This window comes from Rhodoglobus galactosidasius (assembly GCF_054957775.1).
This window is the reverse complement of the sequence record NZ_JBQIAV010000007.1, coordinates 108,460-133,212: the sequence shown is the minus strand read 5'-3', so window position 1 is coordinate 133,212 and position 24,753 is coordinate 108,460. Positions and strand designations below refer to the sequence as shown.

Sequence of the window (24,753 nt, the reverse complement as noted above, 5' to 3'; positions counted from 1 at the left end):
AAAATAACTTTAGGGTGCCTAAAGTTATTTTGCCCCTCGCCAGCTAAACCTTCTTGACAACGCTCGACTTCAGTTGCATCTGCCCGAATCCGTCAACCTTGCAGTCGATGTCATGGTCACCAACACCATCAACGAGACGGATGTTGCGCACCTTCGTGCCGACCTTGATCGACGTGGGGCTGCCCTTGACCTTGAGATCTTTGATGATGCTCACCGTGTCGCCATCGGCGAGTGGCGCGCCAAACGCATCCTTGATGGCCGCAGCACCCTGCTCAGCTTCGGCAGCGGCATCCGCTTCACTCGGCGACCACTCGTGTGCACACATCGGGCACACGAGAAGCGCGCCCATCTCGTAGGCGAGGTCGCTTGAGCAGTTCGGGCAGAGCGGCAGAGTGTCAGACATGGGGAACTTTCGGCTGAGTGTCAATCGGGCTGGCACAGCGCTGAACTAGTCGCTGATCGTCAATTTTACCTGACTGCTCGTGCGCTAATTCGTTCGCCGATTTGGAATAGGCATCACGCCGTCCGCGTTGCACCCACCGACACCGCAGACTCGCTCTGCTCAGGATTCGAAAGGCCCTCTTCATGACCGTGCTTCACGACCGCCTCGCCGCAACCGACTCCCCCATCCTTGATGTGCTTGCCGAGCGGTGGAGCCCCCGCCACTTCGACGCCACCGCACCTCTTGACGAGGCGGCGCTGCAGAACGCTCTCGAAGCTGCTCGCTGGGCACCCTCGGCCTACAACAGCCAGCCGTGGCGAGTCGTTATCGCGCGTCGTGGCACCGCGCAGCACGATGCAATCGTCGCAACCCTCAGCGGCTTCAACCAGACGTGGGCTCCCTCGGCATCCGCGCTGATCGTGTTCGTGGCCGAGCACCACAATGCAGAGGGCCGGGCGCAGGCCATGGCTTCGTACGACCTCGGCCAGGCAGTTGCCTACTTCACGATCCAGACTCAGAGCCACGGCCTTTTCAGCCACCAGATGTCAGGATTCGACCCGGATGCTGCGGCCGCAGCCCTCGAGATCGACGACCGCTTCACCCCCAACACCGTCATGGCTGTGGGCACACTGGGCGACCCTGCCGAGATGACCGACGTCATCCGCGAGCGCGAAACCGCGCCCCGCGCACGTCGTGCAGCCGCCGAATCGGTGCTCGTTAACGCGTAATACTTGATGGTTTGATGCGGCCGGGAGCGCGGCGGCGGCGCGTTATTCGCGGCCGTCTTCGAGTGGGATGAGCATCGTGCGGAACTCGCCTTCTGCGGCGTGGATGTCCCAGATGCGTGACGCAACGTCGTCGATACCGTTGGGCAGTTGAAGCTTGGGGATGCCGCCCGGGATGACGAGCTGACGAACACGAATCCCCTCCGCTTCGAGCGCCTCGTGCAGCATCTCGCCGTAAGCACTTTCGGCGGGGAAGGCGAGCGACGTTCCCGCGAACCCAGCACGCGACTTCACTGAGGTTCCGCCGTTGATCAGGATGATGCTGCCCTGACCTGCCTCACGCATCGCGGGCAGCACAGCGCGCACGGTGTGAATGAGCCCGAGAGCAGAGAACTGAAGCGCTTCGAGCGCCAGCTCGGGAGTGAGATCGAGTACAGGCTTCAAGTAGTCGCGCGACGGGAGCGGGCTGTATTGCACGGTCGTGATCGGCCCGAGCACGGCAGCGGCGCGAGCGAGCGCGTCCTCGAGCTGCGCAGGCACGCGCACATCCGCAGCAAAACCGCGGGCGGTCACGCCATCCGTTTCGAGCTCAACGGCGAGAGCGTCGAGCTTCGACTGATCCCGAGAAATTAGGGCTACAGCGAAGCCTTCGCGTCCGAACCGGCGAGCGACTGCTGCGCCCAGTCCTGGGCCTGCTCCGATGATGGCGATGACGGGCATGAGATTCCTTCGATCGAAGTGTTCGGCGGGCCGTACTGCTCGAAAGCCTAGCGGCGTTACCGCTCGGTTTGCCACAACGGCACCGGAGATCAGTGGCCGCGACGAGTCCACCGTCAGCGTGACTATAAGTGCCGAGTCAGATCCATCCGCTGGTGAAGGATTCGGATCACGTCCACGCTGTCGGATCCTTGGGTATAGAAGATCAGATGACTGCCGATGCTGTAACGACGGTAGCCCTCACGAACGTCGTCGCAAGTACGTCCGCGCTGAGGGTCAGCAGCGATCCGTTCGATCGCTGCCCGCATCTCGGAAATATAAATCTCCGCCTGAGTCGCATCCCAGCGCTCCTGCGTGTAGTCCCAGATCGCTGAGAGGTCTCGCTGTGCGGCCGGGGTGAGGCGATAGTTCGTCACTGCTTCTTCGACGCGACGAAGGCGTCGAAGTCGAATTCTTGCGGCGCGCCACTGTCTTCACCCGCAATGAGTGCGGACCTCAACGCCGCCATCTGGGTCTCTTGATCTTCCAGCAACCGGAGCGCAGCACGAACTACTTCGCTAGCGGAGCGGTACCGTCCGGTCTCGACCTCGCGGGAAAGGAATTCCGCGAAGTGGTCATCCAGACTGATCGAAGTGTTTTGAGCCATGCGCCCAGAGTACCAAGGACTGGTATTCCTGCGCGCTGCGACGCTAGATGCGCCCGACGTTAGTTGTTGAAACGGATCTCCACGACATCGTGGTTAGTTAGCGTCTCGCGTGACCCTCTAGGCGCTCCAGGCGCATGCATCTGTCCCCGCGTGCCGCAAGTCACGCCCCAATGGCCTTGGCCAGATCTTCCTCCGACCATCCACCGTGTGGGCTCGGCACGTGCCAGAACGGATCGGATTTGAAGGACTTCCCATTCGTCAGCTCGACCCTGCCGCGAAACATGTAACCGTTGACAGGCGCGTAGTTATATGGCGGCACGTCCAGTGAAATCGTCCACCTTTGGCCGGCTCCGGAGGTCAGGTTGACTGGGTCTCCAAAGCCGGTCGGCGGGAACCCTGACGTAGACGACGCGATCGAGCTGTCCACCGAGCCCATGACAGGACCCTGCGACGGATCAGGAGCCTCGCCGACGATCTCAAAACGGATCGCGTTGATCGCAACCGGGCGCCCCTCAGTCGTGACGGTGACCGCCACGTAGGACTGGTTGGACGTTCTTTCCCCATCCTCTTCGGGAACTGCAACAGTCATCGATCGACACGCGACGTACACCCGATGCCGGGCGTTCCACCACTCAGAAATTCTCAGCAGCGCAAGCCCGGTCGATACAACAAGGGCGACTAACGCGAGCCAGTTTGAAACGAGCCAGTCAATCATTGCCACACTGCACCTTTATCAACACCTCAAGTTCTGACTGCTACAGATCGGCAAGACGCTAGTTATTGAAGCGGAACTCCACCACGTCGCCATCGTTCATGACATAGTCCTTGCCCTCAACACGGGCCTTGCCCTTGGCGCGAGCCTCAGCGATGGAGCCAGTCTCGACGAGGTCGTCGAAGCCTATGACCTCAGCCTTAATGAAGCCCTTTTCGAAGTCGGTGTGAATGACGCCGGCAGCCTGAGGTGCCTTGGCACCCTTCGGGATCGTCCACGCGCGCGACTCTTTCGGACCCGCCGTGAGATACGTCTGCAGGCCGAGAGTGTCGAAGCCGATGCGGGCGAGCTGGTCGAGACCACTCTCTTCCTGGCCGGTGCTCGCAAGAAGTTCTGCGGCATCCTCCTCATCGAGGTCGATGAGTTCGGCCTCCAACTTGGCGTCGAGGAAGATCGCCTTCGCGGGGGCAACCAAGGCTGCCAATTCCGCGAGCTTTGCGGTGCTGCCGAGCACGTCTTCATCCACATTGAACACGTAAATGAACGGCTTGGAAGTGAGCAGACCCAGTTCGCGAATCGGCTCAAAGTCAAGCTTGGTCGCGGACGACAACGGCTTGCCCTCGTTCAGCACGGCCTGAGCAGCGAGCGCAGTCTCAAGCACTACAGGCTCAATGCGCTTAGTCTTGAGCTCCTTCTCATAGCGAGCAATAGCCTTCTCGAGAGTTTGAAGGTCAGCCAGAATCAACTCGGTGTTGATGGTTTCCATGTCAGAGGCGGCATCCACCTTGCCGTCGACGTGAATAACGTCGGGGTCACTGAAGCCGCGCACAACCTGCGCAATAGCGTCAGCTTCGCGAATGTTAGCCAAGAACTTGTTGCCCAGGCCTTCGCCCTCGCTGGCGCCCTGCACAATGCCGGCGATGTCAACGAAGGAGACAGGAGCAGGCAGAATGCGCTCGCTTTTGAAAATTTCGGCCAACACCTTCAGGCGCGGATCGGGCAGGTTGACGATGCCCACGTTCGGTTCGATAGTCGCGAACGGGTAGTTCGCGGCAAGCACCGAATTCTTGGTCAGAGCGTTAAAGAGGGTGGACTTGCCGACATTCGGGAGTCCAACGATTGCAATAGTGAGAGCCACAGAAGTCAATCCTACCGGCGATAGCGGCCCCACGAAACGGGACCGCTATCGCCGAGCAGAAGCTAGCCGTTGTTTTGCGGGAAGCCCAAGTTGATTCCACCGTGGCTGGGGTCGAGCCAGCGACTCGTTACAGCCTTCTGGCGGGTGAAGAAACGGATCGCGTCGGGCCCATACGCCTTAGCGTCGCCGAACATCGAGTCCTTCCAACCGCCGAAGGAGAAGTACGCAACAGGAACAGGAATCGGCACGTTGATACCGACCATGCCGACCTGCACTTCGCGCTGGAAACGGCGAGCCGCTCCCCCATCGCTCGTGAAGATCGCGGTGCCGTTTCCGTACTGCGACGCGTTGATAAGTGCGAGACCCTCGTCGTAGCTCGCTACGCGAATCACGCCAAGAACCGGTCCGAAGATCTCGTGCTTGTAGACATCAGAATCGGTCGAGACGTTATCAATGAGCGTCGGGCCGAGCCAGAAGCCGTTCGCATCACCATCGACCTCGATGCCGCGTCCATCAACGACAACAGTTGCGCCGTCCGTCTCTGCCAGCTTGATGTAGCTTGCAACCTTGTCGCGGTGCTGCTGCGTGATGAGCGGGCCCATGTCGCAGGAGCGGGTTCCATCGCCGACCGTGAGGCCCGACATCCGCTCGCTGACCTTGGCGATGAGTTCATCAGCAACCGGCTCGACAGCAACGATGACCGAGATGGCCATGCAGCGCTCGCCAGCAGAACCGAAACCAGCGTTGACGGCGGAGTCAGCGACCAAGTCGAGGTCGGCATCCGGAAGCACAAGCATGTGGTTCTTGGCGCCACCGAGAGCCTGAACGCGCTTGCCGTGGTGAGCGGCGGTTTCGTAGATGTACTTAGCAATGGGAGTGGAGCCAACAAACGAAACGCTGGCAACATCAGGGTGCTCAAGCAGAGTGTCAACGGCGACCTTGTCACCGTGCACGACGTTGAAGACGCCATCGGGCAGTCCAGCTTCAGTGAAGAGTTCGGCCATCCACACTGCAGACGACGGGTCTTTCTCACTGGGCTTCAACACAACCGTGTTACCGGCCGCGATTGCCATCGGGAAGAACCAGAGCGGCACCATGGCCGGAAAGTTGAACGGGCTAATGATTGCGCTCACACCGAGCGGCTGCTGCAACGAATACACGTCAACACCCGTCGACACGTTCTCGCTGTATTCACCCTTGCTGAGGGTGGAGATCCCACACGCATACTCAATAACCTCAAGGCCGCGGGCAATCTCGCCGGCGGCATCAGAGAGAACCTTGCCGTGCTCAGCCGTGATGATCGCAGCGAGCTCATCCTTACGAGCATTGAAGAGCTCACGGAACGCGAACATCACGCTCGTGCGCTTCGAGAGTGACGTCGTGCTCCAGCCAGTGAAAGCAGCCTTCGCTGCGGCGACACCGGTGTTGACGTCGTCAGCGGATGCCAGAGGAACGGTGCGAGCAACGGCGCCAGTGGCGGGGTTGAAGACGTCGCCACGGTTGGGCGAATCGCCCTCGGTAGCTGAGCCATTGATCCAGTGCGGAATCGTGGAGTACATGAGCCTACTTTCGATCGGAGGTAGGCCCAGTCTGCAACCACGGTGATCTGCAATCAAGACCTATTCACGCACGCGCAATCTGCGAAAATGCACATGCTGCTTGATGGGCACACCACCTCTGCATGCTTCGCTCCAGTGCGCGCTGGGCGCTGCGTTTTTCGCTAGCGCTCAGGCAGCAGCTCTGAGCCGCGACGCGCAACCTCACGATGCAGCGCCGCACGAACCAACTGCACGGCCTCAACATCCGCTGCTTCCTTGCGCACAGACAACGCAAACTCCAGCCGGAAGCTCACCTCGTCGGGAAGCACAGCAACCAGATCCTCATCGTGCTCGGCCATAAACGCGTGCAGCAGCCCAACCCCAGCTCCCCGACGCGTGGCCTCCAGTTGCGCAAACACACTCGTGGATCCAAACCCCACCCGCATACCGCCGAGCACCGGGGCTAGATCGAGCTCGCGAACCATGAGCAGGGCATCCACATAGAAAACGAGCGGGTGAATGTCGAGGTCAGTAACAGAACGGATTGGCGTATGCGTGGCCACATAGTCGGGCGAGGCGTAGAGCCTGAGCGCGTAGGCGGCGAGAGGTTCGGAGGCGAGACGTGACGTTGCGGCCGAGCCGATCGTGATCGCGAGATCGAAGCCGGCGCCACGAAGGCTGAGGGGGCGTGTTGAGGTGACTAGTTCGACGGTGATGGCTGGATGCTCCGCCTGCACCGCCGCGAGCGCTGCAGTAACAAAGGTGGCCCCGAATCCATCGGGCGCAACAATTCGCACCGTGCCGCGAACCTCGTCGGCTCCCCCGCTGGTTGCCCCAACGACGTTTTCGACAATGTTCTCGAGTCCGGCGGCACGGGTGGCGACTTCACGGCCAACGGCGGTGAGTTCCCAACCGTCAGCACCTCGATCGAGCAAGCGCACGCCGAGCGCGGCTTCGAGCCGGTCAATGCGGCGGCGAACCGTGGTGTGGTCAACGCCGAGCAGGGTTGCTGCCGACACCATCCGGCCAGCCCGCGCGACAGCGATCAGGTACCTCAGATCGTCGGTGCTCACATCGAGCGGATGCACGGAATCGCTGGCCATTCCCCCAGCCTAGAGCGGTGACGCGGTCGCCCTCCCGCATTGCTCCCCGAAATGTCCGCGCAGGCTGGCACACTTGCCGAATGGATCCCATCCTCGCACTCATCATCGGCCTTCTTGTCGGCACCATTCTCGGCGTCGTTATTGGTTTGCTCGTCGCACGCGTGCGGGCCGCAGCGCCCAGCGATCGTGTTGACCCGGAGGTGCTTGAGGCCCGCCACCAGGCCGCAATCGCTCAAGTGACAGCGCAGGAGCGTGAGCAGCAAGCGCGGCTCTCGGCCGAACTGGCGTCGATCACGGCGCGTGCCGGGGCAATGGGCGAACAGGTTGCGTCACTGCAGCAGCAATACACGGAGACCATCGACCGTCAGCGGGATGAGGCTCAGGCTTTGGCCGAGCGCGAGCGTCGCGAGTCAAAGGTGTTGCAGGCTCTCACCCCCGTGCAAGAGACACTGCGCACCATGCAAAACAAGGTTACTGAGTTGGAGTCACAGCGCAGTCTGCAGCACGGCGAGCTGAGCCAACAATTGAAGTCGGCCACCGAATCCGAAGAGCGTCTTCGCAGCACCGCCGAGTCGTTGGCATCTGCCCTGCGCAACAACTCGACTCGTGGAGTGTGGGGAGAAACCCAGCTGCGCAACGTTGTGCAGGCTGCTGGCCTCATCGAACGCGTGGACTTCGACGTGCAATCGAGCGTCACGTCGGATGCCGGTGCCGGCCGCCCCGACATGGTCGTGCACCTCCCCGGTGGCAAGAACATCGCGGTCGACGCCAAGGTGCCATTCAGCGCATTCTTGGAGGCAAGCCAAATCTCGGTCACAGCCACCGGCGAAGAAGGTGCTCGCCGTGAAGCGCTCATCAAGCAGCACGTCAAGGTGATGCGCGGCCACATCGACACCCTCGCGAGCAAGGCCTATTGGGCCGGCCTCGATGCTTCCCCCGAACTCGTGATCGCCTTCATCCCGAGCGAGTCGCTCGTATCGTCGGCGATGGAAGCTGACCCGTCGATCATGGATTACGCCTTCGGCAAGCGCGTAGCACTCGCCTCGCCTGTAACGCTGTGGTCAGTGCTGAAGACCGTCGCGTTCTCGTGGCAGCAAGATGTGCTCACCGACCAAGCCAAAACCCTGTTTGACCTCAGCAAAGAGCTCTACCAACGTCTGGCAACTCTCGCCGAGCACGCCGACAAGTTGCGTCGCTCCATCGATACCACGGTGAACAGTTACAACCAGTTCGCAAACTCCCTAGAGACCCGAGTGCTCGTTACCGCTCGCAAGCTCAACGCCCTCGACGAATCGAAAGTCATCGGCGCCACCAACACTGTTGAAGGCACGCCAAAGCACATCACGGCAGCCGAAATGGACCTCGAACTTCCCGACGAAGACGCCTAAAGGCTTAGTGGTCGAGCCACTTCTCCGCGAGGTGATCGGCCGAAATGCGGCGGATCGTTCCCGAGTGTGACCGCAACACAATCGACTCCGTGCGAATGATCGGGCCGTAACGACGCACACCCTTCACGAGTCCGCCGTCAGTTACGCCGGTCGCCACAAAGAAGGTGTTGTCGCTGGAGACCATCTCGTTGGCCGTATAGACGTGATCAAACTTGAGACCGGCATCCAAACCTCGTTGACGCTCGTCGTCAGTTTGCGGGTACAGGATCGTCTGAATCTCGCCGCCAAGCGCCTTGATGGCACACGCCGTCGCAACGCCCTCAGGGCTGCCACCGATACCGACACACATGTCGATGCGGGTGCCATAGAGCGCGGCGTTGATTCCACCGGCAACATCACCATCGAGCATGAGGCGCGTTCCCGCACCCGCAGCACGGATGTCTTCAATAAGCTGCGCGTGACGCGGACGGTCAAGCACCGCAACCACGATGTCTTCGGGGAGCTTGCCCTTGGCCTTAGCCAACGCACGAATGTTGTCGCCAATGGGCTTGTGGATGTCGACAACACCAACGCCTTCAGCGCCGGTAACGATCTTGTCCATGTAGAAAACACTGGATGCGTCAAGCATCGTGCCACGGTCAGAAACAGCAATCATCGAGATCGCGTTCTGGCGCCCCGCAGCAGTTAGCGAGGTGCCGTCGATCGGGTCAACCGCGATATCGCAGGCGGGCCCACGACCGGTGCCAACCCGCTCGCCGTTGAAGAGCATGGGGGCGTGGTCTTTTTCGCCCTCACCAATGACGACAAGGCCATCGAAGTCGACGGTGCCCAAGAACTTGCGCATTGCATCGACGGCGGCACCGTCAGCACCGAGCTTGTCGCCCTTACCGATGAAGGGAACGGCGCGAATAGCTGCCGCTTCGGTGGCCCGCACAAGCTCAAGAGCGAGGTTGCGATCGGGGTGGAGGAATAACGTGCCGGTTTCTGAACTCACCTTGAGGCATCCTTCGTAGATAGTGGTCGACTGGGGACGCGCCGGTGGTGGTCAGCGCGGCCCCAGTCTATCGGAATCGCGATTCACCCTCGCCGCTCACAAGGCCCCTCCGTCGCACTTGCAACAGTTCGCGCCCGCACAGAGGTGGTGGATAGAATCGACGCGAGCCGTACCAGAGCGGTAATCGGTACCGTACGAGGAGAGACAACAATGCCCGTCGCAACCCCAGACCAGTACGCAGAAATGCTCGACAAAGCGAAGAAGAACTCTTTCGCCTACCCCGCCATCAACGTCTCGTCGTCATCGACGATCAACGGCGTGCTGCAAGGACTCAGCGATGCCGGCTCTGACGGCATCATCCAGGTCACCACCGGTGGTGCAGACTACTTTGCCGGCCAGTCGGTCAAGGCACGCGCATCCGGAGCACTCGCATTCGCCGCATTTGTCACCGAGGTCGCCAAGAACTACCCGGTCACCGTTGCTCTGCACACCGACCACTGCCCCAAGAACGCCCTCGATGACTTCGTATACCCACTGATTGCGGCATCCGAAGCTGAAGTGAAGGCCGGCCGCAACCCGATCTTCCAGTCGCACATGTGGGACGGTTCCGCTGTTCCTCTCGACGAGAACCTTGACATTGCGCGCGAAATCTTGCCACGCATGAAGGCAATCAACTCGATTCTCGAAGTAGAAATCGGAGTTGTTGGTGGAGAAGAAGACGGCGTAAGTCACGACATCAATGACAGCCTCTACACAACGCTGGATGACGTAATCGCGACCGTAGAAGCGCTCGGTCTTGGTGACCAGGGCCGCTACATCGCCGCTCTCACCTTTGGCAACGTGCACGGCGTGTACAAGCCAGGAAACGTGAAGCTGCGCCCCGAACTGCTCGGCGAAATCCAGGCTGGTATCGCTGCGAAGTACGGCACCGACGCCAACCCGCTCGACCTCGTCTTCCATGGTGGATCAGGTTCGACGGATGCCGAAATTGCGACCGCTGTTGCCAACGGTGTCATCAAGATGAACATCGACACCGACACCCAGTACGCCTACAGCCGCTCAATCGCGGACAGCGTTATGACCAACTACGCCGGCTTCCTGAAGGTCGATGGTGAGGTCGGAAACAAGAAGATTTACGACCCCCGCGCCTGGGGCAAAACTGCAGAGTCCGCTCTCGCACTGCGTGTTGTTGAAGCGACCAAGCAGCTCGGTTCGGCTGGATTCTCCAGCAAGTAACCATTTAGGCAGAACGGGGTTAGCCTTCGGGTTGGCCCCGTTTAGCGTTTAACGCGTTGTTGTTGAGTTGGGTATGCAACTACTGCCTGAGTATGCAACTACTGCTGTTGCTGGATGCCCTCTACGTACGCGATAAATCCGGGGTCATTCATTACAGCAATGACGACCGCGACAGTAAGGACGATTCCGGCGATCGCAGCCCCGACAACGGGAATCCAAAAGGCGATCCGCTTGCGCTGAATCTGGATGAGGGCGAACACAATCGTGAGCACCAGCACCACTACGCGCACAATGTTGGCGGCACCTCCGGCTTCGGCCGCAACCGCATCTGAAGTAAACGACGCGCCCTGAGGCTCGAGCGCCTCCCGCAGAAATGGCCCCATAGCGGCCAACACAGGGATCGTTCCCACGACATCCAAGACACCCAGAAGCAGTAGCGCTGACGTGAGCAGAACATCCCACATGCGACGTTTGCGCTCGGGGGCGACAGCGTCACTCGCGGTGTTGGCGAAAACGGGCTGGGCTACCCCCGGCTGCTGGGTCGCTGAGGACGGATCGCTGGAGAGCGGCGTCGTGGAAGGGGCTGGGTACTGCGGCGCTACGGGAGCACCCGAACCTTGCGAATCGTCAACAGCATCGGCGACGTGCTCGGGGGCAGCAGGAGGAAGCGGTGCGTACTCGCCGTACTTCGGCCGGGGGCGCGGGTCAGTCATGGTCTATTGCCAATCAAGTTTGCGATTGCGCCCGCCTAGGCCGCGCTCGTCGGGGTTGCCTGCGGCATCAGTGCGCAGTTCTTTGGGTAGCGAGAACATGAGATCTTCCTCAGCGGTCACCACACTGGAGACATCGCCGTAGCCTGCGTCTGCAAGGTCAGCGAGAACTTCTTGAACAAGAACTTCAGGAACGGATGCCCCGCTCGTGACACCGACGTTCGAGATTCCGTCAAGCCACTCCTGCTTGATTTCACTCGCATAGTCGACGCGGTAGGCGGCCCTAGCGCCGTACTCAAGGGCGACATCCACCAGTCGCACAGTGTTTGAGCTGTTTGCGCTGCCCACAACAATCACGAGTTCTGCCTCTTCGGCTACCTTCTTGATTGCGACCTGACGGTTCTGGGTTGCATAGCAAATGTCGTCACTCGGCGGATCTTGCAGCGTAGGAAAACGCTCGCGCAGCAGGCGAACCGTCTCCATGGTTTCGTCAACGCTCAACGTGGTCTGCGAAAGCCAGACGAGGTTGTCGGTGTTGTCGACCACGATATTGGGCACATCGGCCGGGCTGTTGACGAGGATGGTGCGCTCGGGCGCATGGCCCATAGTGCCTTCGACCTCTTCGTGGCCGTGGTGGCCGATGAGCAAGATTTGGTAGTTGTCGCGAGCGAAGCGGGTTGCCTCACGGTGCACTTTAGTGACAAGCGGGCAGGTGGCATCAATCGCGTGCAGCTCACGGTCGGCAGCACCCTTAACGACGGCGGGCGAGACGCCGTGGGCAGAAAACACCACGGTAGACCCTGGAGGAACTTCGTCAACTTCATCCACAAAAATGGCGCCCTGAGCTTCGAGCGTCGTCACGACGTGGATGTTGTGCACAATCTGCTTGCGGACATACACGGGAGCACCGTAGTTTGCGAGCGCTTTCTCGACGGCGATTACGGCCCGATCTACTCCTGCACAGTAGCCGCGAGGCGCAGCCAACAGCACACGTTTGCCACCCGCAACCGGCAGATCTTTCAACTGTTCGCGGCGTGCGGGCATCGCAGGCATCGCTAGCGCTTGGGCGCTTCCGTTAGAAATGGTGCTCACAGAAAAGATTCTACCGAACAGTGCTGCACGAACGCCGAGCGCACTGCGGTATCAGCGGCATCATCTACCCTGTAATTACGAGCTTGAGGAGGCTAGGTGACGATCACAGAAGGCCCACCGACCGTTGATACTCCGTGGCCGGTATCAGTTTTGTCGCAAAAGATTCGCGGCTGGATTGAACGACTCGGCACCGCCTGGGTCGAAGGCGAAATCACTCAGTGGGGTGGTTCAGGCGGCAACATCTACGGCAAGCTCAAAGACCTTGAAGTGGATGCCACCATTTCGTTCACCGTGTGGTCGTCAGTTCGTGCCAAGCTTCCTAACGATCTGAAGCAGGGCGACCGCGTTGTCGCCCTCGTTAAACCGAACTACTGGGTCAAGGGCGGAACGCTCACGATGCAGGTGCTCGAGATGCGCCACGTCGGGCTTGGCGATCTGCTCGAACGCCTCGAGTTGCTGCGCCAGAAGCTGCGCGCCGAGGGCCTCTTCGAACGCAAGCAGTCGCTGCCCTTCTTGCCGAATTGCATTGGCCTAGTGACTGGCAAAGACAGCGACGCCGAGAAAGACGTGCTTCGCAATGCGCAATTACGGTGGCCCGCTGTGAAGTTCCGCACCGTGCACGCCGCGGTGCAGGGCGAGCGCGCCATCAGCGAGGTTTCGAAAGCGATCACACAGCTGGATGCCGACCCCGAGGTCGATGTCATCATCGTCGCCCGCGGCGGTGGAGACTTTCAGAACCTGCTCGTGTTCAGCGATGAATCGCTCGTGCGCACGGCTGCGGCTTGCCAGACTCCTCTGGTTTCCGCGATTGGGCACGAGAACGATCGGCCGCTGCTCGACGAGGTTGCTGACCTGCGGGCATCCACCCCCACGGATGCCGCCAAACGGGTCGTTCCCGATGTCGCCGAAGAGTTGAGCCGTGTGCAGCAGGCGCGCGCGGGAATGCGATTGCGCATCACTCAACGTTTGGCGCACGAGGGTGACCGCTTGGAGTCGCTGCGCACCAGACCGGTGTTGGCGAATCCGGTGTCGCTCGTTGACGCGCATGCCGATGAGCTTTCACGTTACGTTTCCCGCAGCAACGAGTTGGTTGAGCGGGCGATCGAGAAAGCCCATGCTGGAATGACCGAGCTCACTGGTCAGTTGCGTGCTCTGTCGCCGAAGCGCACGCTGCAGCGTGGCTATGCGATTGCTCAGCTTTCCGATGGCACGGCCGTGCGTTCCACAGCCGATGCCCCCAGCGGCACCGAACTCCTGCTCACGGTTGCGGATGGCAAGATTTCCACCGCTGTCACCGGCCAGTCGGCAGATACCTAGAGAGCAGTAGAATTACATCGTGGCTACCCCCAATGAGACCCCCGTCAGTGACCTCAGCTATGAACAGGCTCGGGATGAGCTCATCGCCGTTGTCAACGAGCTAGAGCAGGGTTCAGCGACTCTCGAGCAGTCACTTGCCCTGTGGGAGCGTGGCGAAGCGCTAGCTCAGCGGTGCGAAGAGTGGCTCATCGGAGCGCGTGCTCGCCTCGACGCTGCCAGAAGTGTTGCGCCGACAGATGCTGGCACCGCGGGTGACGCGGGCGCTGACCAGTAATGGCCAAGAACACCGAACCGCGCATCGTTGCCGAGCTGGGTCGCCCAGAAACGCCAGAAGAGACCTTCGCACGCAAGGCCGAAAACTCGCGCAAGCACCGCGCGAACCAAACGCTGTTCAATTTGGTGATCGCCACGGTCGCTTCTCTTGGCATCGTCTTGCTTCTTGTCTTGGTCGTCGTTCGCCCCACCGATGACAGACCAGTAACTGCCGACTACCAAACCATTGCTGCTGATGCGCAGACGGATGCTAGCGAACCTCTCCTTGCTCCGACACTCCCCCCTGAGTGGTACGCGAATTCAGCGCGGCTCAGCACCACGTCGTCGGTTCAGACTTGGTATGTCGGTTTTGTGACACCACCATTGACGTCTCCACAATTTGTTGCTCTTGAGCAGGGAATTGAAGCGAACGAAACCTGGCTGTCGATCGTTACCGACGGCGCTCCAGCCACCGATACAACCACGGTCGATGGAATCGACTGGATAATCTATGACCGCCGGTCTTCCGCAGATGCCGGAAACTACGCATACTCAATGTCGGCACAGATTGCGGGCAGCACGGTTGTGCTGCACGGAACAGCCACAGATGACGAGTTCGAACTACTGGCAGCATCAATCGCTGCCGAGGCGGAGGTGCAATGACGAATCCCACCAGAACACCGGCACAGGTCTGGAATGAGATGGCACGCGGCAACGAACGATTCGTTGCTGGCGAGCCGAATCATCCGCGCCAAGACGTTGAGCGACGCACCGAACTCGCTATGGCTCAAGCGCCTCACGCCGCCCTGTTCGGCTGCAGCGATTCACGCCTAGCTGCAGAGATCATTTTCGATAAAGGGCTTGGCGATCTGTTTGTTGTGCGCAACGCCGGCCAGATCATTTCCGACTCCGTCATCGGATCGCTTGAATACGCCGTCGGCGTGCTCAACGTGCCGCTCATCCTGGTACTCGGCCACGACGAGTGCGGCGCTGTGGCCGCTGCCATCGAGTCACAGGCGGCCGACGCCCCAACCCTCCCCCCACACATCCAGTCACTCATCTCAAAGATCGTGCCCGCCGTGCGCCGCGTCGCCGGCAACGAGACTGGCTCAATCGACATCCAGAGCATCAGTTCCACGGATGTCGGCCGCGAGCACTTGCGCGAAACAATCGCCGAACTGGTGAGCTCCTCTGAGCTCATTAGCGACGCAATCGCCGCAGGTACGCTTGCTGTAGTTGGCGCGAACTACCGCTTGCTTGAAGGTAGAGCTGTGCCCGACGTCGTCGTCGGCACGGTCTAGCGCCCTCCACCACGTTCTCACCCCAGTTCGCTCGCAAACAAAGGATTACAACGCTGTGACGAGTTCCACCGAATACCGCATCGAACACGACACCATGGGCGAGGTACGCGTGCCCAAGGATGCCCTCTACGGCGCTCAGACCCAGCGTGCCGTCGAGAACTTTCCCATCTCTGGCACTGGCCTAGAGCCAGCCCAGATCGTCGCTCTAGCCCGCGTCAAGCGCGCAGCAGCGATGGCCAATGCTGAACTTGGCAAGCTTGATTCGCCCATTGCCGATGCCATTATTGGCGCTGCAGACCAGATCATCGATGGTCAGCACCACAACCAATTCCCTGTCGACACGTACCAGACCGGCAGCGGCACCTCCTCAAACATGAACATGAACGAGGTGCTTGCTCGACTTGCGAGCGACTCGCTTGGCAGTGCCGTTCACCCCAACGACCATGTGAACGCTTCGCAGTCATCGAACGACGTGTTCCCCACCTCGGTGCACCTTGCCGTGACCGGTGCGCTTCTCGGCGATCTGATTCCCGCGCTCCAGCACCTTGCCGCAGCGCTCGAAGTGAAAGCAGAGCTGTGGAAGGGTGCCGTCAAGGCTGGCCGCACTCACCTCATGGATGCCACGCCCGTCACCCTCGGTCAAGAGTTCGCCGGCTACGCCCGCCAGATCCGTCTCGGCGTTGCCCGCGTGCAGTCGAGCATCCCGCGCGTTGCTGAGGTACCGCTCGGCGGCACCGCAGTCGGCACCGGCATCAACACCCCGCTGGGCTTTCCCCAGCGCGTGATTGCGATTCTCGCCGAGAACTCAGGCCTGCCGATCACCGAAGCCGAAGACCACTTCGAAGCTCAGGGCGCGCGAGACGCACTCGTTGAAGCCTCCGGTGCCCTGCGTGTGATTGCGGTTTCCGTCACCAAGATTTGCAACGACCTTCGGTGGATGGGTTCTGGCCCCAACACTGGGCTCGGTGAGCTGCGCATCCCCGACCTGCAGCCCGGTTCCTCGATCATGCCTGGCAAGGTCAACCCCGTCATCCCCGAAGCTGTGCTCATGGTGTGCGCACGCGTGATCGGCAACGACGCGACGATCGCGTGGGGTGGAGCATCCGGAGCATTCGAGCTGAACGTCGCGATCCCTGTGATGGGAACCTCGCTGCTTGAATCAAGCCGACTGCTCTCCAATTCGCTGCGTGCACTCGCCGACAAGACCGTTGACGGCCTCGAAGCAAACCTTCCGCGTGCACTCGCTCTCGCCGAATCATCGCCGTCGATCGTGACACCGCTCAACAAGATCATCGGCTACGAGGCTGCAGCCAAGATCGCCAAACACTCCGTTGCACAGTCAATGACCGTGCGCGAAGCAGTAATCGACCTTGGCTTCGTCGAACGCGGCGAAGTCACCATCGACCAGTTGGATGCTGCACTCGACGTTCTGTCAATGACCACACCTGGTTAGTCGATGACCAGACTTGGCTAGTCGCCAAGACCCACCATCGTGAGGGGCGCACCGTCGAGAGTTTCGACGGTGCGTTCTCCTATGGGATCACTCAACGTGATCGGGATCAGCACCGAACCAGTGAGATCCTCACCCAACAGGCAGCCCTCAGCATTATCGGGTTGCGAGCCATCGCTTGGGGTCGGCAGCCCATATAGCACCGCAAGTTGAACCCGCTCAGGCGTCTCAATTGCAACAACGCGACGTGGGATGCACAGCAGCGGTCCGCGCACCTTCACCACCACATCCGCTCGACTGATTATGGAATCAGTCTCACTGGGGATGGTGCCGATATAGCCGGGGATGTTGGTAGTGCCGAGTCGAGAGAACGGTTCAAGCTCGAGCAAATACAGTGGCGCTCGCTCTTCGTCATTTACCGGCAGGTAGCTCTCGATGGGCACGTCAACGAGAGCCTCGTCTGTCGAGCGACTCGTCTGAAATGTGCGGTACACCAGCAGCGGCTCGGGTGTTCCCCACGTCTGTTCGATGTCATTGACGCGCGGTGGCTCGACAGGTTCCCGCGCGGCAGTGGAAATGACGGAGAGCACGATCGTCAGTAGCGCGATGCTCAGGGCTACGGCCGCACTGAGCTGACGGTAGGCGAATGCGGCACCGCCCGGTTCTGACGTGTGCGCGTTGGCGACCGACCACGAGAACAGGCTGCGCCACTGATTTCGGGGAGCAAAAAGCGCCCACACAGCGACTACCCCTAAGGGGACCGCAAGAAACCACCAGACCCAGCCCACGAGAAAAGCTTACGTTGTCTGAGCGCGCCCCGCGAACACTCGCACGGCGCACTCAGACTTCGAGAGGTAATTGTTAAGCGAGCTCGTTGCCCTCCAACAGCTCGGTGACGAGGGCTGCAATTGCTGACCGTTCAGAACGAGTCAGGGTGATGTGTCCAAACAGTGAATGGCCTTTCAGCGTTTCAATTACCGAGGCAACACCGTCGTGACGTCCAACACGGAGGTTGTCACGCTGTGCCACATCGTGAGTGAGCACGACACGAGAGTTCTGACCGATGCGGCTAAGCACTGTCAACAGAACGTTGCGTTCAAGCGACTGCGCCTCATCCACGATCACGAAGGCATCGTGCAGTGAACGACCGCGGATGTGCGTCAGTGGCAGAACTTCGAGCAGACCACGATCAAGCACCTCCTCGAGCACATTCTCAGAGACAACAGACCCCAGGGTGTCGAACACTGCCTGCGCCCACGGATTCATCTTCTCGGAAGCGTCACCGGGCAAGTAACCCAGTTCCTGGCCACCCACCGCGTAGAGCGGACGGAAGACCATGATCTTGCGGTGCTGCTGCTTCTCAAGCACCGCTTCGAGGCCGGCACAGAGAGCTAGAGCAGACTTGCCCGTTCCGGCGCGGCCACCGAGCGAGACGATCCCCAGTTCCGGGTCAAGCAGCATCTCGATCGCCAGCCGCTGTTCTGCGCTGCGACCGTGGAGGCCGAAGATGTCGCGATCGCCACGCACGAGCGACATCGTGCCGCGCGCCGTCACCCGCGCGAGGGCCGAGCCCCGTTCGGAGTGCACGATGAGCCCGGTGTTGATCGGCAAATCACCAACGGTGCGGGAGTGAAGTTCTTCTTTGTCGTAAAGTTCGGCGACCTGATCTCCGCTGAGCTCAATCTCGGCTTGCCCTGTCCAGCCCGAGTCGACCGCAAGCTCTGCGCGGTACTCTTCGGCCGCGAGACCGATGGATGCCGCCTTCACCCGCAGGGGAAGATCTTTCGACACAACCGTGACATCCAGCCCCTCGTTTGAGAGGTTCAGCGCAACAGCAAGAATCCGGGAATCGTTATCGCCGAGCTGCAGGCCGGAGGGAAGTACCGACATGTTGGAGTGGTTGAGCTCAACTCTCAGCGTGCCACCATCATCGCCGACCGAGATCGGAAAATCGAGTCGCTCATGCTTGACCCGCATCTCGTCGAGATTGCGCAACGCTTGCCGAGCGAAATACCCAATCTCGGGATCGTTTCGTTTGGCTTCGAGTTCGGTGATCACCACAACGGGCAGAACAACATTGTGTTCGGCGAACCGTTTGATCGAACTCGGATCGGAGAGCAAAACGGAAGTGTCGAGCACGTAGGTGCGCTCGGCTTGTCGTTGGGCCCGCCCTCCCGCCTTCGACGTGGTGTTCGTGGTCTTGGGGGTAGCTAGGTCGGCCAACGTGCACTCCATCCCCGAGTGCCCGAGCACTCGGATCCAGTCTGCGAAGACGGCCAGTACTTTACGAAAACGAACTTACGTGGCCGTCTCGATCAGGCGCCATACCTGATATTTGAACGCTAATCCTGTCGCGCAGTCTGTGGGCAACGACACGCCACGAGACACCATTGCGCCACAAACTGGGGGCAACGTTAACCTTCGCCCCCGTGGGCGACAAAAGCGCCGGCTACAGCTACAGCTACAGCTAGGCGCCGTAACGGCGATGGCGGCGCGCAAAGTCGCGCAGCGCACGCAAGAAGTCGACCTCACGGAGGTCAGGGCCGAGCGCCTCGACAAAGTACAACTCGCTGTGCGCGGTCTGCCACAGCATGAAGTCACTAATGCGTTGTTCACCCGAGGTGCGGATGACCAGGTCAGGGTCTGGCTGGCCCTTGGTGTACAGGTGCTCGCCGATGAGTTCGGGAGTCAACAACTCCGCCAACGCCTCAAGGCTGTGCCCCTCATCGCTGTGGTTGCGCACGATGTTGCGCATCGCTTCTGCAATCTCATGGCGTCCGCCATAACCGATGGCAAGATTCACGTGAAGCCCAGTGTTCGAGGCGGTGCGATCGCGGGCCGCAGTGAGCTGAGCTTTGAGCTGATCGGGGAGTCCGGCATCCGACCCGACATGTTGCACACGCCAGTCGCGGAAGTGCGAAAGGTCCTCGGCAAGATCACCAATGATCGTGAAAAGTTCGCCAAGCTCTTCGGGTGAACGCCCCGTGAGGTTGTCTGTCGACAGCAGGTAGAGGGTGGCAACCGAGATGTCGAGGTCGTCGCACCAGACCAGAAACTCTCGATACTTGGCGGCGCCAGCACGATGGCCGTGCGCTACAGTCTCGAGGTCTTTCAACTTTGCCCAGCGCCTGTTGCCATCAATGATCATGGCTACGTGGCGCGGCAATTCCTGGCCCTCTAGTTGGCGCCGCAGTTTCTTCTGGTAAAGACCGTAGAGAAAACCGCGACCGAGTGGAAACTGTCGCTGACTCACGGGACTACGTTAGACCACTGCGGCGCACAGCACGTGAATCTGCGCCGGGCGTAAACTGTGCGCATGAACCAAGACGCCTCAGAATCTGCCGCTCTCGAGGCCGTAGATAATGAAGATGCTGCGGGCCTGCCCCAGCTCCCCCTTGTCGAAGACGCGATCGAATTTGATGCGGTTGAGAAGAAGCCGACGTGGCGCGGCTGGATTCATGCCGGTACGTTCCCTGTGGCAATTGTGCTCGGCGTGATTCTGCTGGTGATGGCCGATGGTGTAGCTGCCAAGGTGAGTTCGGCGGTCTTCGTTGCCTCGTCGCTCATGCTGTTCGGCATCTCAGCGCTGTATCACCGCTTCAACTGGAGCGACAAGACGCGGATGCTGCTCAAACGTTTCGACCACTCCAACATCTTTTTGCTGATCGCAGGCTCCTATACGCCCATCACGGTTCTCGCCTTGCCATCCGAGAAGGCAACCCTGCTTCTCTGGATCGTCTGGACCGGAGCAGCTCTCGGAATTGGCTTCCGCATTTTCTGGGTTAGCGCCCCGCGCTGGCTCTACGTCCCCCTCTACGTGCTGCTCGGATGGGGCGCGATGATGTTCATCGTCGACTTCTTCCAAGCCAACTGGATCATGATGACCCTCATCCTGGTCGGTGGACTCTTCTACACCGTTGGCGCGGTCATTTACGGGCTCAAGCGCCCCAATCCGATCCCCGGAGTTTTTGGCTTCCACGAGATCTTTCACACGCTGACGCTATTGGCGTTCCTGTGTCACTGGGTCGGAATCTTCCTCGTAGCGACTAATCCGCCCGTTGTGTAGGCGGAACGTCGTCGTCGGATTCGGTGCTCGTCGCTGCACCGGAGGTGCCGTCTGTGACGGAGTCACGGTCAGAGTCGGCGCCAGTGCCTTCAGCCTCAGCGTCAGCAAGCGCCTGCTCGTTGCGGATCGTTTCTTGAGCGAGCTCGCGGTAGCGTACCCGTCGAACGCGGCGGTTCATGTCAGCAACGATGAGCAAAGTCGCAACCGCGATAAAGAGCGTCGCGGCAAACCCGATAACGCCAGGCGTGACCAGATTGACGTCACCCTCGAACTCCGGGTACACGCTCGGTTCGGGGCTCGGAGTCGCGGTCCAGAGAATCGCGCTGTAGGCGAGCGAAGTGAAAGAAATCAACTGTTGTCCTCTGGAGTATGCACCCGATGATTCCATCATCCGAGTTTGCGAATAGCCTTGTAGTAACCAGAATACCGTCGCCACAAGGAGCCACGCGTGCCCGAAGCATCAAGTAGCAATTTTAGCAACGCTGACACCTCGGCCGTTGCGGGCACCACGAGCTCCTCGAGCGCCGATCTCGACGCACGTTATGGGCGCAGTCCGAAGGCCAAGCGCAACAACCGCTTCATGATCGTGACCGTGGCGATCGGATTCGTCGCGGTGTTTACCGCCTGGCTTGTGTGGGGTGGCCTGCTCGAAGCACCCGCCCAATTCGAAGCCAAAGACACCGGATTTGAGCTAATTGACGAATCCACTGTCACTGTTCGCTGGCAATTCAACGTGCCTGAGAACACGGATGCTCGCTGCGCTGTTCAAGCACTCAACTCAACTTTCGCGATCGTGGGCTGGAAAGTTGTTGACGTTCCTGCCAGCGATCAACGCAACCGCGCCCTCAGCGAAACAATTCGCACCACAGAACAAGCAGTGTCTGGCTTGATCTACCGGTGTTGGCTCACCTAGGCTGTAGCAAATCATCTCGAAACCGGCCAACAGCGGCCGGTTTCTCTTTTGTATAGGGAGAAGCACAGTGGCTGCACAAGATAACGTCACGTGGTTGACCCAGGAGGCGTTCGATCGTCGCACCGCCGAACTGGAACAGCTGACGGGTGAAGCACGGTACGACATTGCCAAAAAGATTGAGGCCGCCCGCGAAGAGGGCGATCTCAAAGAGAATGGTGGCTATCACGCTGCCAAGGAAGAGCAGGGCAAGATTGAGGCCCGCATCCGCGTTCTCACCGAACTTTTGCGTCACGCTGTTGTTGGCGATGTTCAAGACGCTGACGGCCTCGTTGAGCCCGGCATCCTTGTAACGGCTAACATCATGGGCGAAGAAAGCGTGTTCCTGCTCGGTAGCCGCGAAATCGTCGCCGACGGCAGTGACCTCGATGTCTACAGCGAGAAGAGTCCGCTCGGTCTTGCGATCAACGGCCTCAAGGTGGGCGAATCAACCACCTACACCGCGCCCAATGGCAACGAGATCAAGGTTGATATCCTGAAGGTTGCAACCTACTCAGGCTAGAAACGATTTTTGCGGGAAGCGATTCCGGCTAGAAGTCGACCTGAGGGTCAAAGCCTTCGTCCCTGAGCCGCGCGAGCACTGCTTCCGCGTGCTCAGGGCCACGGGTTTCAATGTGCAATTCGAGCTGAACCTGGCTGAACTGCACTTTGTTGTTGTGCCTGCTGTGCAGCACCTCAACCACGTTTGCGCTCGCCTCGGCAACGATGCCCGAGATGCGCGCGAGCTGGCCAGGTCGGTCAGGTAGCGGGATACGCAAACGCAAGTACCGTTCGGACGCCGATAGCCCGTGACTGATGATGCGTTCCATCATCATGGGGTCGATGTTGCCACCGCTCAGCAGCACCACAGTGTTACCGCTCGGCGCAATCTTGCCCGCGAGGATAGCCGCGACGCCCACAGCACCAGCGGGCTCGACTACGAGCTTGGCGCGCTCGAGAAGAACGAGTAGCGCGTAGGCGGTCTGATCGTCACTGACGGTGATGACCTCATCCACTAGGTCACGCACCATCGGGAAGTTGATTTCGCCGGGCTTGCTGACCGCAATACCGTCGGCGATGGTGGGCGTGGTCTTGATCTCAACGATCTCGCCCTTCTCGAGCGAGGGCGGGTATGCGGCTGCATTTGCTGCTTGCACGCCGATCACACGGACGTTTCGACCATCTTCACTAGCGCGCTGCTTGATTGCTCCTGCAACGCCCGAGATCAGCCCGCCTCCGCCGATGGACACGATCACGGTGTCGACCTGAGGAACCTGGTCGAAGACTTCCAACGCCAAGGTGCCCTGACCGGCGACGACATCAAAGTGATCGAAGGGGTGGATGAGCACGGCACCCGTGTCTTCAGCGAACCGTGCGGCTGCGCGCAGTGGCTCGTCAACCGTGTGACCGCGCAAGATGACTTCGGCGCCGTAGTGGCGGGTGGCCTGCAGCTTGGGCAGTGGCACGCCTACTGGCATGAAAATGGTGGACTTGATGCCCAGCTCACGAGCAGCGAATGCGACGCCCTGGGCGTGGTTACCTGCCGAAGCAGCGACCACTCCCCGAGCTTTCTCTTCATCGGTAAGACCGGCAAGACGGTTATAGGCACCACGAATCTTGAACGAGCCGGTGCGCTGAAGGTTCTCGCACTTCAAGAAAACAGGTGAGCCCAGAATTTCTGCAAGGAACCGCGAGGTTTGCATGGGCGTGATGTCAGCAACTTCCGCGACCCGTTCACGTGCTTTCTGATAGTCAGCAAGTGTGGGGCCGGGCATCCGGTTATTTTCCATCACCGAGAACATCGATCAGTGTTGGGTGCGGGTTAGTGCGCCACTCGCCCGCGGCGATGTACTTGGTCATCACATTCACTACGGCTACGAGTGGAACGGCAAACAGTGCGCCGGGGATACCTGCAATAAACGAGCCAGCTGCCACAGCGAAGACGACTGCGAGCGGGTGAATTTTCACTGCGGTTCCCATGATGAGCGGTTGAAGAATGTGGCCCTCGAGCTGCTGCACCAGCAACACGATTCCGAGCATGATTACTGCCGGGATCGGGCCCAAGAAGACGAGAGCGATGAAGATCGCGAGCACACCAGTGATAAGCGCACCAACAACGGGGATGAATGAACCTAAGAAGACGGCAACGGCGATGGGAATGACGAGTGGGAAGCCGCCGTAGAACAAACCAAGGATCCACGCGCCGGCACCGATGCCTACGGCGTCCACCGCTGCGACAAAGATCTGTACCTTGACGAAAGTAGTGAGCGTGAGCCAGCCGGCCTTACCCGAACCGTCAACCGCTGGGCGAGCCCGACGCGGGAAGAGGCTCACAGTCCAGGCCCAAATCCGTTTGCCATCGATAAGAACAAAGATCGTGGCGAAGACGCTGAGTAGGGCGCCTGTCAATACATGACCTGCGGTTGAACCAACAGAGAGAATGCCCGAGACGAGTACCTCACTGTCACGCTGAATCACATCACCGATTTGCGACAGGTACCCGTCGATGTCGCCCTCGCTGAGCTGCAGAGGCGATTCGCTCAAAAAGTTGCGGAAGCTTTCGAATGCCGCAACTGACTGCTGCTGCAACGAAGGTAGCCCCAAACGCACTTGGCTGACGACGACCACAACGAGCCCAGATACCACCGCAAAAAACCCGATCAGAGCCACGGAGACGGCGAGCCATTTTGGCCAGCTGTGTCGCTCAAGAGAAGCAACCAGAGGCACGAGAAGTGCACCGATGAGAATCGCAATGAGGAAGGGGATCACGATGTATTTGAGCGTGATGATCAAATAAATGAGAACCGCGATCAGGCCCAAAACAACGAGCAGGCGCCACGAGAACGCGGCAGCAATCGAAAGCCCCTCGGGCACGGCTGTCGGCTCCGCAGCGCTAGCGCGTGACTGTACCCGACTGGTTGGTTTTGTACGTCGTCCGAATAGCACGTGCCCATCCTAGTTGTGCTTGAGTGTGCTC

The 24,753-nt window shown here is 60.1% G+C and carries 28 protein-coding genes; 11 read left to right on the top strand and 17 right to left on the bottom strand.

The genetic code is table 11. The features are described from left to right. Positions 1-43 precede the first annotated feature (43 nt). Positions 44-403, bottom strand: a complete 360-nt coding sequence (locus ACTJJW_RS10695; RefSeq protein WP_462644502.1) for a zinc ribbon domain-containing protein YjdM — start codon at positions 401-403, stop codon at positions 44-46. 182 nt (positions 404-585) lie between these two features. Here ACTJJW_RS10695 and ACTJJW_RS10690 point away from each other — a divergent pair, with 182 nt between their 5' ends. Then, positions 586-1,170 carry a nitroreductase family protein gene (locus ACTJJW_RS10690; RefSeq protein WP_462644501.1) on the top strand — a complete coding sequence of 195 codons (585 nt, stop codon included), beginning with the start codon at positions 586-588 and terminating at the stop codon, positions 1,168-1,170. A gap of 42 nt (positions 1,171-1,212) precedes the next feature. Here ACTJJW_RS10690 and ACTJJW_RS10685 read toward each other — a convergent pair whose 3' ends face one another. From ACTJJW_RS10685 to ACTJJW_RS10655, 7 genes are all read right to left on the bottom strand, one after another. After that, complete coding sequence (locus ACTJJW_RS10685) at positions 1,213-1,887, bottom strand: SDR family NAD(P)-dependent oxidoreductase (RefSeq protein ID WP_462644499.1); 675 nt, start codon at positions 1,885-1,887, stop codon at positions 1,213-1,215. 122 nt (positions 1,888-2,009) lie between these two features. Next, a complete protein-coding gene (locus tag ACTJJW_RS10680; protein WP_462644497.1) occupies positions 2,010-2,300 on the bottom strand; it encodes a type II toxin-antitoxin system RelE/ParE family toxin in 291 nt (96 codons plus the stop codon). Beyond that, positions 2,297-2,530 (bottom strand): type II toxin-antitoxin system ParD family antitoxin, encoded by a 234-nt coding sequence (locus tag ACTJJW_RS10675; protein ID WP_462644495.1) that lies wholly within the window; start codon positions 2,528-2,530, stop codon positions 2,297-2,299. The genes ACTJJW_RS10680 and ACTJJW_RS10675 overlap by 4 nt, the downstream gene beginning before the upstream one ends. Positions 2,531-2,690: 160 nt before the next feature. Then, on the bottom strand, positions 2,691-3,245 hold the full coding sequence (locus ACTJJW_RS10670; protein ID WP_462644493.1) for a hypothetical protein: 555 nt from the start codon (positions 3,243-3,245) through the stop codon (positions 2,691-2,693). Positions 3,246-3,303: 58 nt separating this feature from the next. Then, complete coding sequence (gene ychF, locus ACTJJW_RS10665; protein ID WP_462644492.1) at positions 3,304-4,380, bottom strand: redox-regulated ATPase YchF; 1,077 nt, start codon at positions 4,378-4,380, stop codon at positions 3,304-3,306. A 62-nt stretch (positions 4,381-4,442) separates the two neighbouring features. After that, on the bottom strand, positions 4,443-5,939 hold the full coding sequence (locus ACTJJW_RS10660) for a CoA-acylating methylmalonate-semialdehyde dehydrogenase (RefSeq protein ID WP_462644491.1): 1,497 nt from the start codon (positions 5,937-5,939) through the stop codon (positions 4,443-4,445). A 161-nt stretch (positions 5,940-6,100) separates the two neighbouring features. Next, positions 6,101-7,021, bottom strand: a complete 921-nt coding sequence (locus tag ACTJJW_RS10655; protein WP_462644490.1) for a LysR family transcriptional regulator — start codon at positions 7,019-7,021, stop codon at positions 6,101-6,103. An 80-nt stretch (positions 7,022-7,101) separates the two neighbouring features. On the opposite strand from ACTJJW_RS10655, the gene ACTJJW_RS10650 reads away from it, so the two are divergent. Then, positions 7,102-8,409, top strand: a complete 1,308-nt coding sequence (locus ACTJJW_RS10650) for a DNA recombination protein RmuC (protein ID WP_462644488.1) — start codon at positions 7,102-7,104, stop codon at positions 8,407-8,409. A 4-nt stretch (positions 8,410-8,413) separates the two neighbouring features. Here the strand turns inward: ACTJJW_RS10650 and glpX are convergent, their stop codons facing one another. Further along, positions 8,414-9,403 carry a class II fructose-bisphosphatase gene (gene glpX / locus ACTJJW_RS10645; RefSeq protein WP_462644486.1) on the bottom strand — a complete coding sequence of 330 codons (990 nt, stop codon included), beginning with the start codon at positions 9,401-9,403 and terminating at the stop codon, positions 8,414-8,416. 210 nt (positions 9,404-9,613) lie between these two features. On the opposite strand from glpX, the gene fbaA reads away from it, so the two are divergent. Beyond that, complete coding sequence (gene fbaA / locus ACTJJW_RS10640) at positions 9,614-10,639, top strand: class II fructose-bisphosphate aldolase (RefSeq protein WP_462644485.1); 1,026 nt, start codon at positions 9,614-9,616, stop codon at positions 10,637-10,639. Positions 10,640-10,737: 98 nt separating this feature from the next. On the opposite strand, the gene ACTJJW_RS10635 is transcribed toward fbaA, so the two are convergent. Further along, positions 10,738-11,352, bottom strand: a complete 615-nt coding sequence (locus ACTJJW_RS10635; protein WP_462644484.1) for a DUF6264 family protein — start codon at positions 11,350-11,352, stop codon at positions 10,738-10,740. A 3-nt stretch (positions 11,353-11,355) separates the two neighbouring features. Then, positions 11,356-12,402: a 4-hydroxy-3-methylbut-2-enyl diphosphate reductase gene (locus ACTJJW_RS10630; RefSeq protein WP_462644612.1), complete on the bottom strand. Its 1,047-nt coding sequence runs from the start codon at positions 12,400-12,402 to the stop codon at positions 11,356-11,358. A 135-nt stretch (positions 12,403-12,537) separates the two neighbouring features. On the opposite strand from ACTJJW_RS10630, the gene xseA reads away from it, so the two are divergent. From xseA to ACTJJW_RS10605, 5 genes are read left to right on the top strand one after another with little or no spacing between them, the layout of a single operon-like run. Beyond that, positions 12,538-13,758, top strand: coding sequence for an exodeoxyribonuclease VII large subunit (gene xseA / locus ACTJJW_RS10625; RefSeq protein WP_462644482.1), 1,221 nt, complete (start codon positions 12,538-12,540; stop codon positions 13,756-13,758). 19 nt (positions 13,759-13,777) lie between these two features. Beyond that, positions 13,778-14,032 carry an exodeoxyribonuclease VII small subunit gene (locus ACTJJW_RS10620; RefSeq protein WP_462644481.1) on the top strand — a complete coding sequence of 85 codons (255 nt, stop codon included), beginning with the start codon at positions 13,778-13,780 and terminating at the stop codon, positions 14,030-14,032. Next, positions 14,032-14,673, top strand: coding sequence for a DUF4245 domain-containing protein (locus tag ACTJJW_RS10615; protein WP_462644480.1), 642 nt, complete (start codon positions 14,032-14,034; stop codon positions 14,671-14,673). The genes ACTJJW_RS10620 and ACTJJW_RS10615 overlap by 1 nt, the downstream gene beginning before the upstream one ends. Continuing rightward, positions 14,670-15,311 carry a carbonic anhydrase gene (locus ACTJJW_RS10610; protein WP_462644479.1) on the top strand — a complete coding sequence of 214 codons (642 nt, stop codon included), beginning with the start codon at positions 14,670-14,672 and terminating at the stop codon, positions 15,309-15,311. The genes ACTJJW_RS10615 and ACTJJW_RS10610 overlap by 4 nt, the downstream gene beginning before the upstream one ends. A gap of 55 nt (positions 15,312-15,366) precedes the next feature. Further along, positions 15,367-16,764: a class II fumarate hydratase gene (locus ACTJJW_RS10605; RefSeq protein WP_462644478.1), complete on the top strand. Its 1,398-nt coding sequence runs from the start codon at positions 15,367-15,369 to the stop codon at positions 16,762-16,764. A 17-nt stretch (positions 16,765-16,781) separates the two neighbouring features. Here ACTJJW_RS10605 and ACTJJW_RS10600 read toward each other — a convergent pair whose 3' ends face one another. The 3 genes from ACTJJW_RS10600 to ACTJJW_RS10590 all read right to left on the bottom strand — a co-directional run bounded on the left by ACTJJW_RS10600 (position 16,782) and on the right by ACTJJW_RS10590 (position 20,014). Next, a complete protein-coding gene (locus ACTJJW_RS10600) occupies positions 16,782-17,549 on the bottom strand; it encodes a fumarate hydratase (protein ID WP_462644477.1) in 768 nt (255 codons plus the stop codon). A 73-nt stretch (positions 17,550-17,622) separates the two neighbouring features. Beyond that, complete coding sequence (locus ACTJJW_RS10595) at positions 17,623-18,984, bottom strand: PhoH family protein (protein WP_462644475.1); 1,362 nt, start codon at positions 18,982-18,984, stop codon at positions 17,623-17,625. Positions 18,985-19,228: 244 nt separating this feature from the next. Next, on the bottom strand, positions 19,229-20,014 hold the full coding sequence (locus ACTJJW_RS10590) for an isoprenyl transferase (RefSeq protein ID WP_462644473.1): 786 nt from the start codon (positions 20,012-20,014) through the stop codon (positions 19,229-19,231). Between the two features lie 63 nt (positions 20,015-20,077). On the opposite strand from ACTJJW_RS10590, the gene trhA reads away from it, so the two are divergent. Beyond that, positions 20,078-20,827 carry a PAQR family membrane homeostasis protein TrhA gene (gene trhA / locus ACTJJW_RS10585; protein ID WP_462644471.1) on the top strand — a complete coding sequence of 250 codons (750 nt, stop codon included), beginning with the start codon at positions 20,078-20,080 and terminating at the stop codon, positions 20,825-20,827. Here the strand turns inward: trhA and ACTJJW_RS10580 are convergent. Then, positions 20,808-21,179, bottom strand: a complete 372-nt coding sequence (locus tag ACTJJW_RS10580; protein ID WP_462644469.1) for a hypothetical protein — start codon at positions 21,177-21,179, stop codon at positions 20,808-20,810. The two genes, trhA and ACTJJW_RS10580, sit on opposite strands and share 20 nt — an antisense overlap. Positions 21,180-21,275: 96 nt before the next feature. Here ACTJJW_RS10580 and ACTJJW_RS10575 point away from each other — a divergent pair, with 96 nt between their 5' ends. Together ACTJJW_RS10575 and greA are read left to right on the top strand one after the other, a co-directional pair. Next, positions 21,276-21,740: a DUF4307 domain-containing protein gene (locus tag ACTJJW_RS10575; RefSeq protein WP_462644468.1), complete on the top strand. Its 465-nt coding sequence runs from the start codon at positions 21,276-21,278 to the stop codon at positions 21,738-21,740. A gap of 67 nt (positions 21,741-21,807) precedes the next feature. Further along, positions 21,808-22,299 carry a transcription elongation factor GreA gene (greA, locus tag ACTJJW_RS10570; RefSeq protein WP_462644467.1) on the top strand — a complete coding sequence of 164 codons (492 nt, stop codon included), beginning with the start codon at positions 21,808-21,810 and terminating at the stop codon, positions 22,297-22,299. A 28-nt stretch (positions 22,300-22,327) separates the two neighbouring features. On the opposite strand, the gene ilvA is transcribed toward greA, so the two are convergent. Together ilvA and ACTJJW_RS10560 are read right to left on the bottom strand one after the other, a co-directional pair. After that, positions 22,328-23,578 carry a threonine ammonia-lyase gene (ilvA, locus tag ACTJJW_RS10565; protein WP_462644465.1) on the bottom strand — a complete coding sequence of 417 codons (1,251 nt, stop codon included), beginning with the start codon at positions 23,576-23,578 and terminating at the stop codon, positions 22,328-22,330. Further along, the gene (locus ACTJJW_RS10560) at positions 23,556-24,650 is read right to left on the bottom strand and encodes an AI-2E family transporter (RefSeq protein ID WP_462644463.1); all 1,095 of its coding nucleotides are present in this window, start codon (positions 24,648-24,650) and stop codon (positions 23,556-23,558) included. Before ACTJJW_RS10560 ends, ilvA begins: the two co-directional genes overlap by 23 nt. Positions 24,651-24,753: the final 103 nt, after the last annotated feature.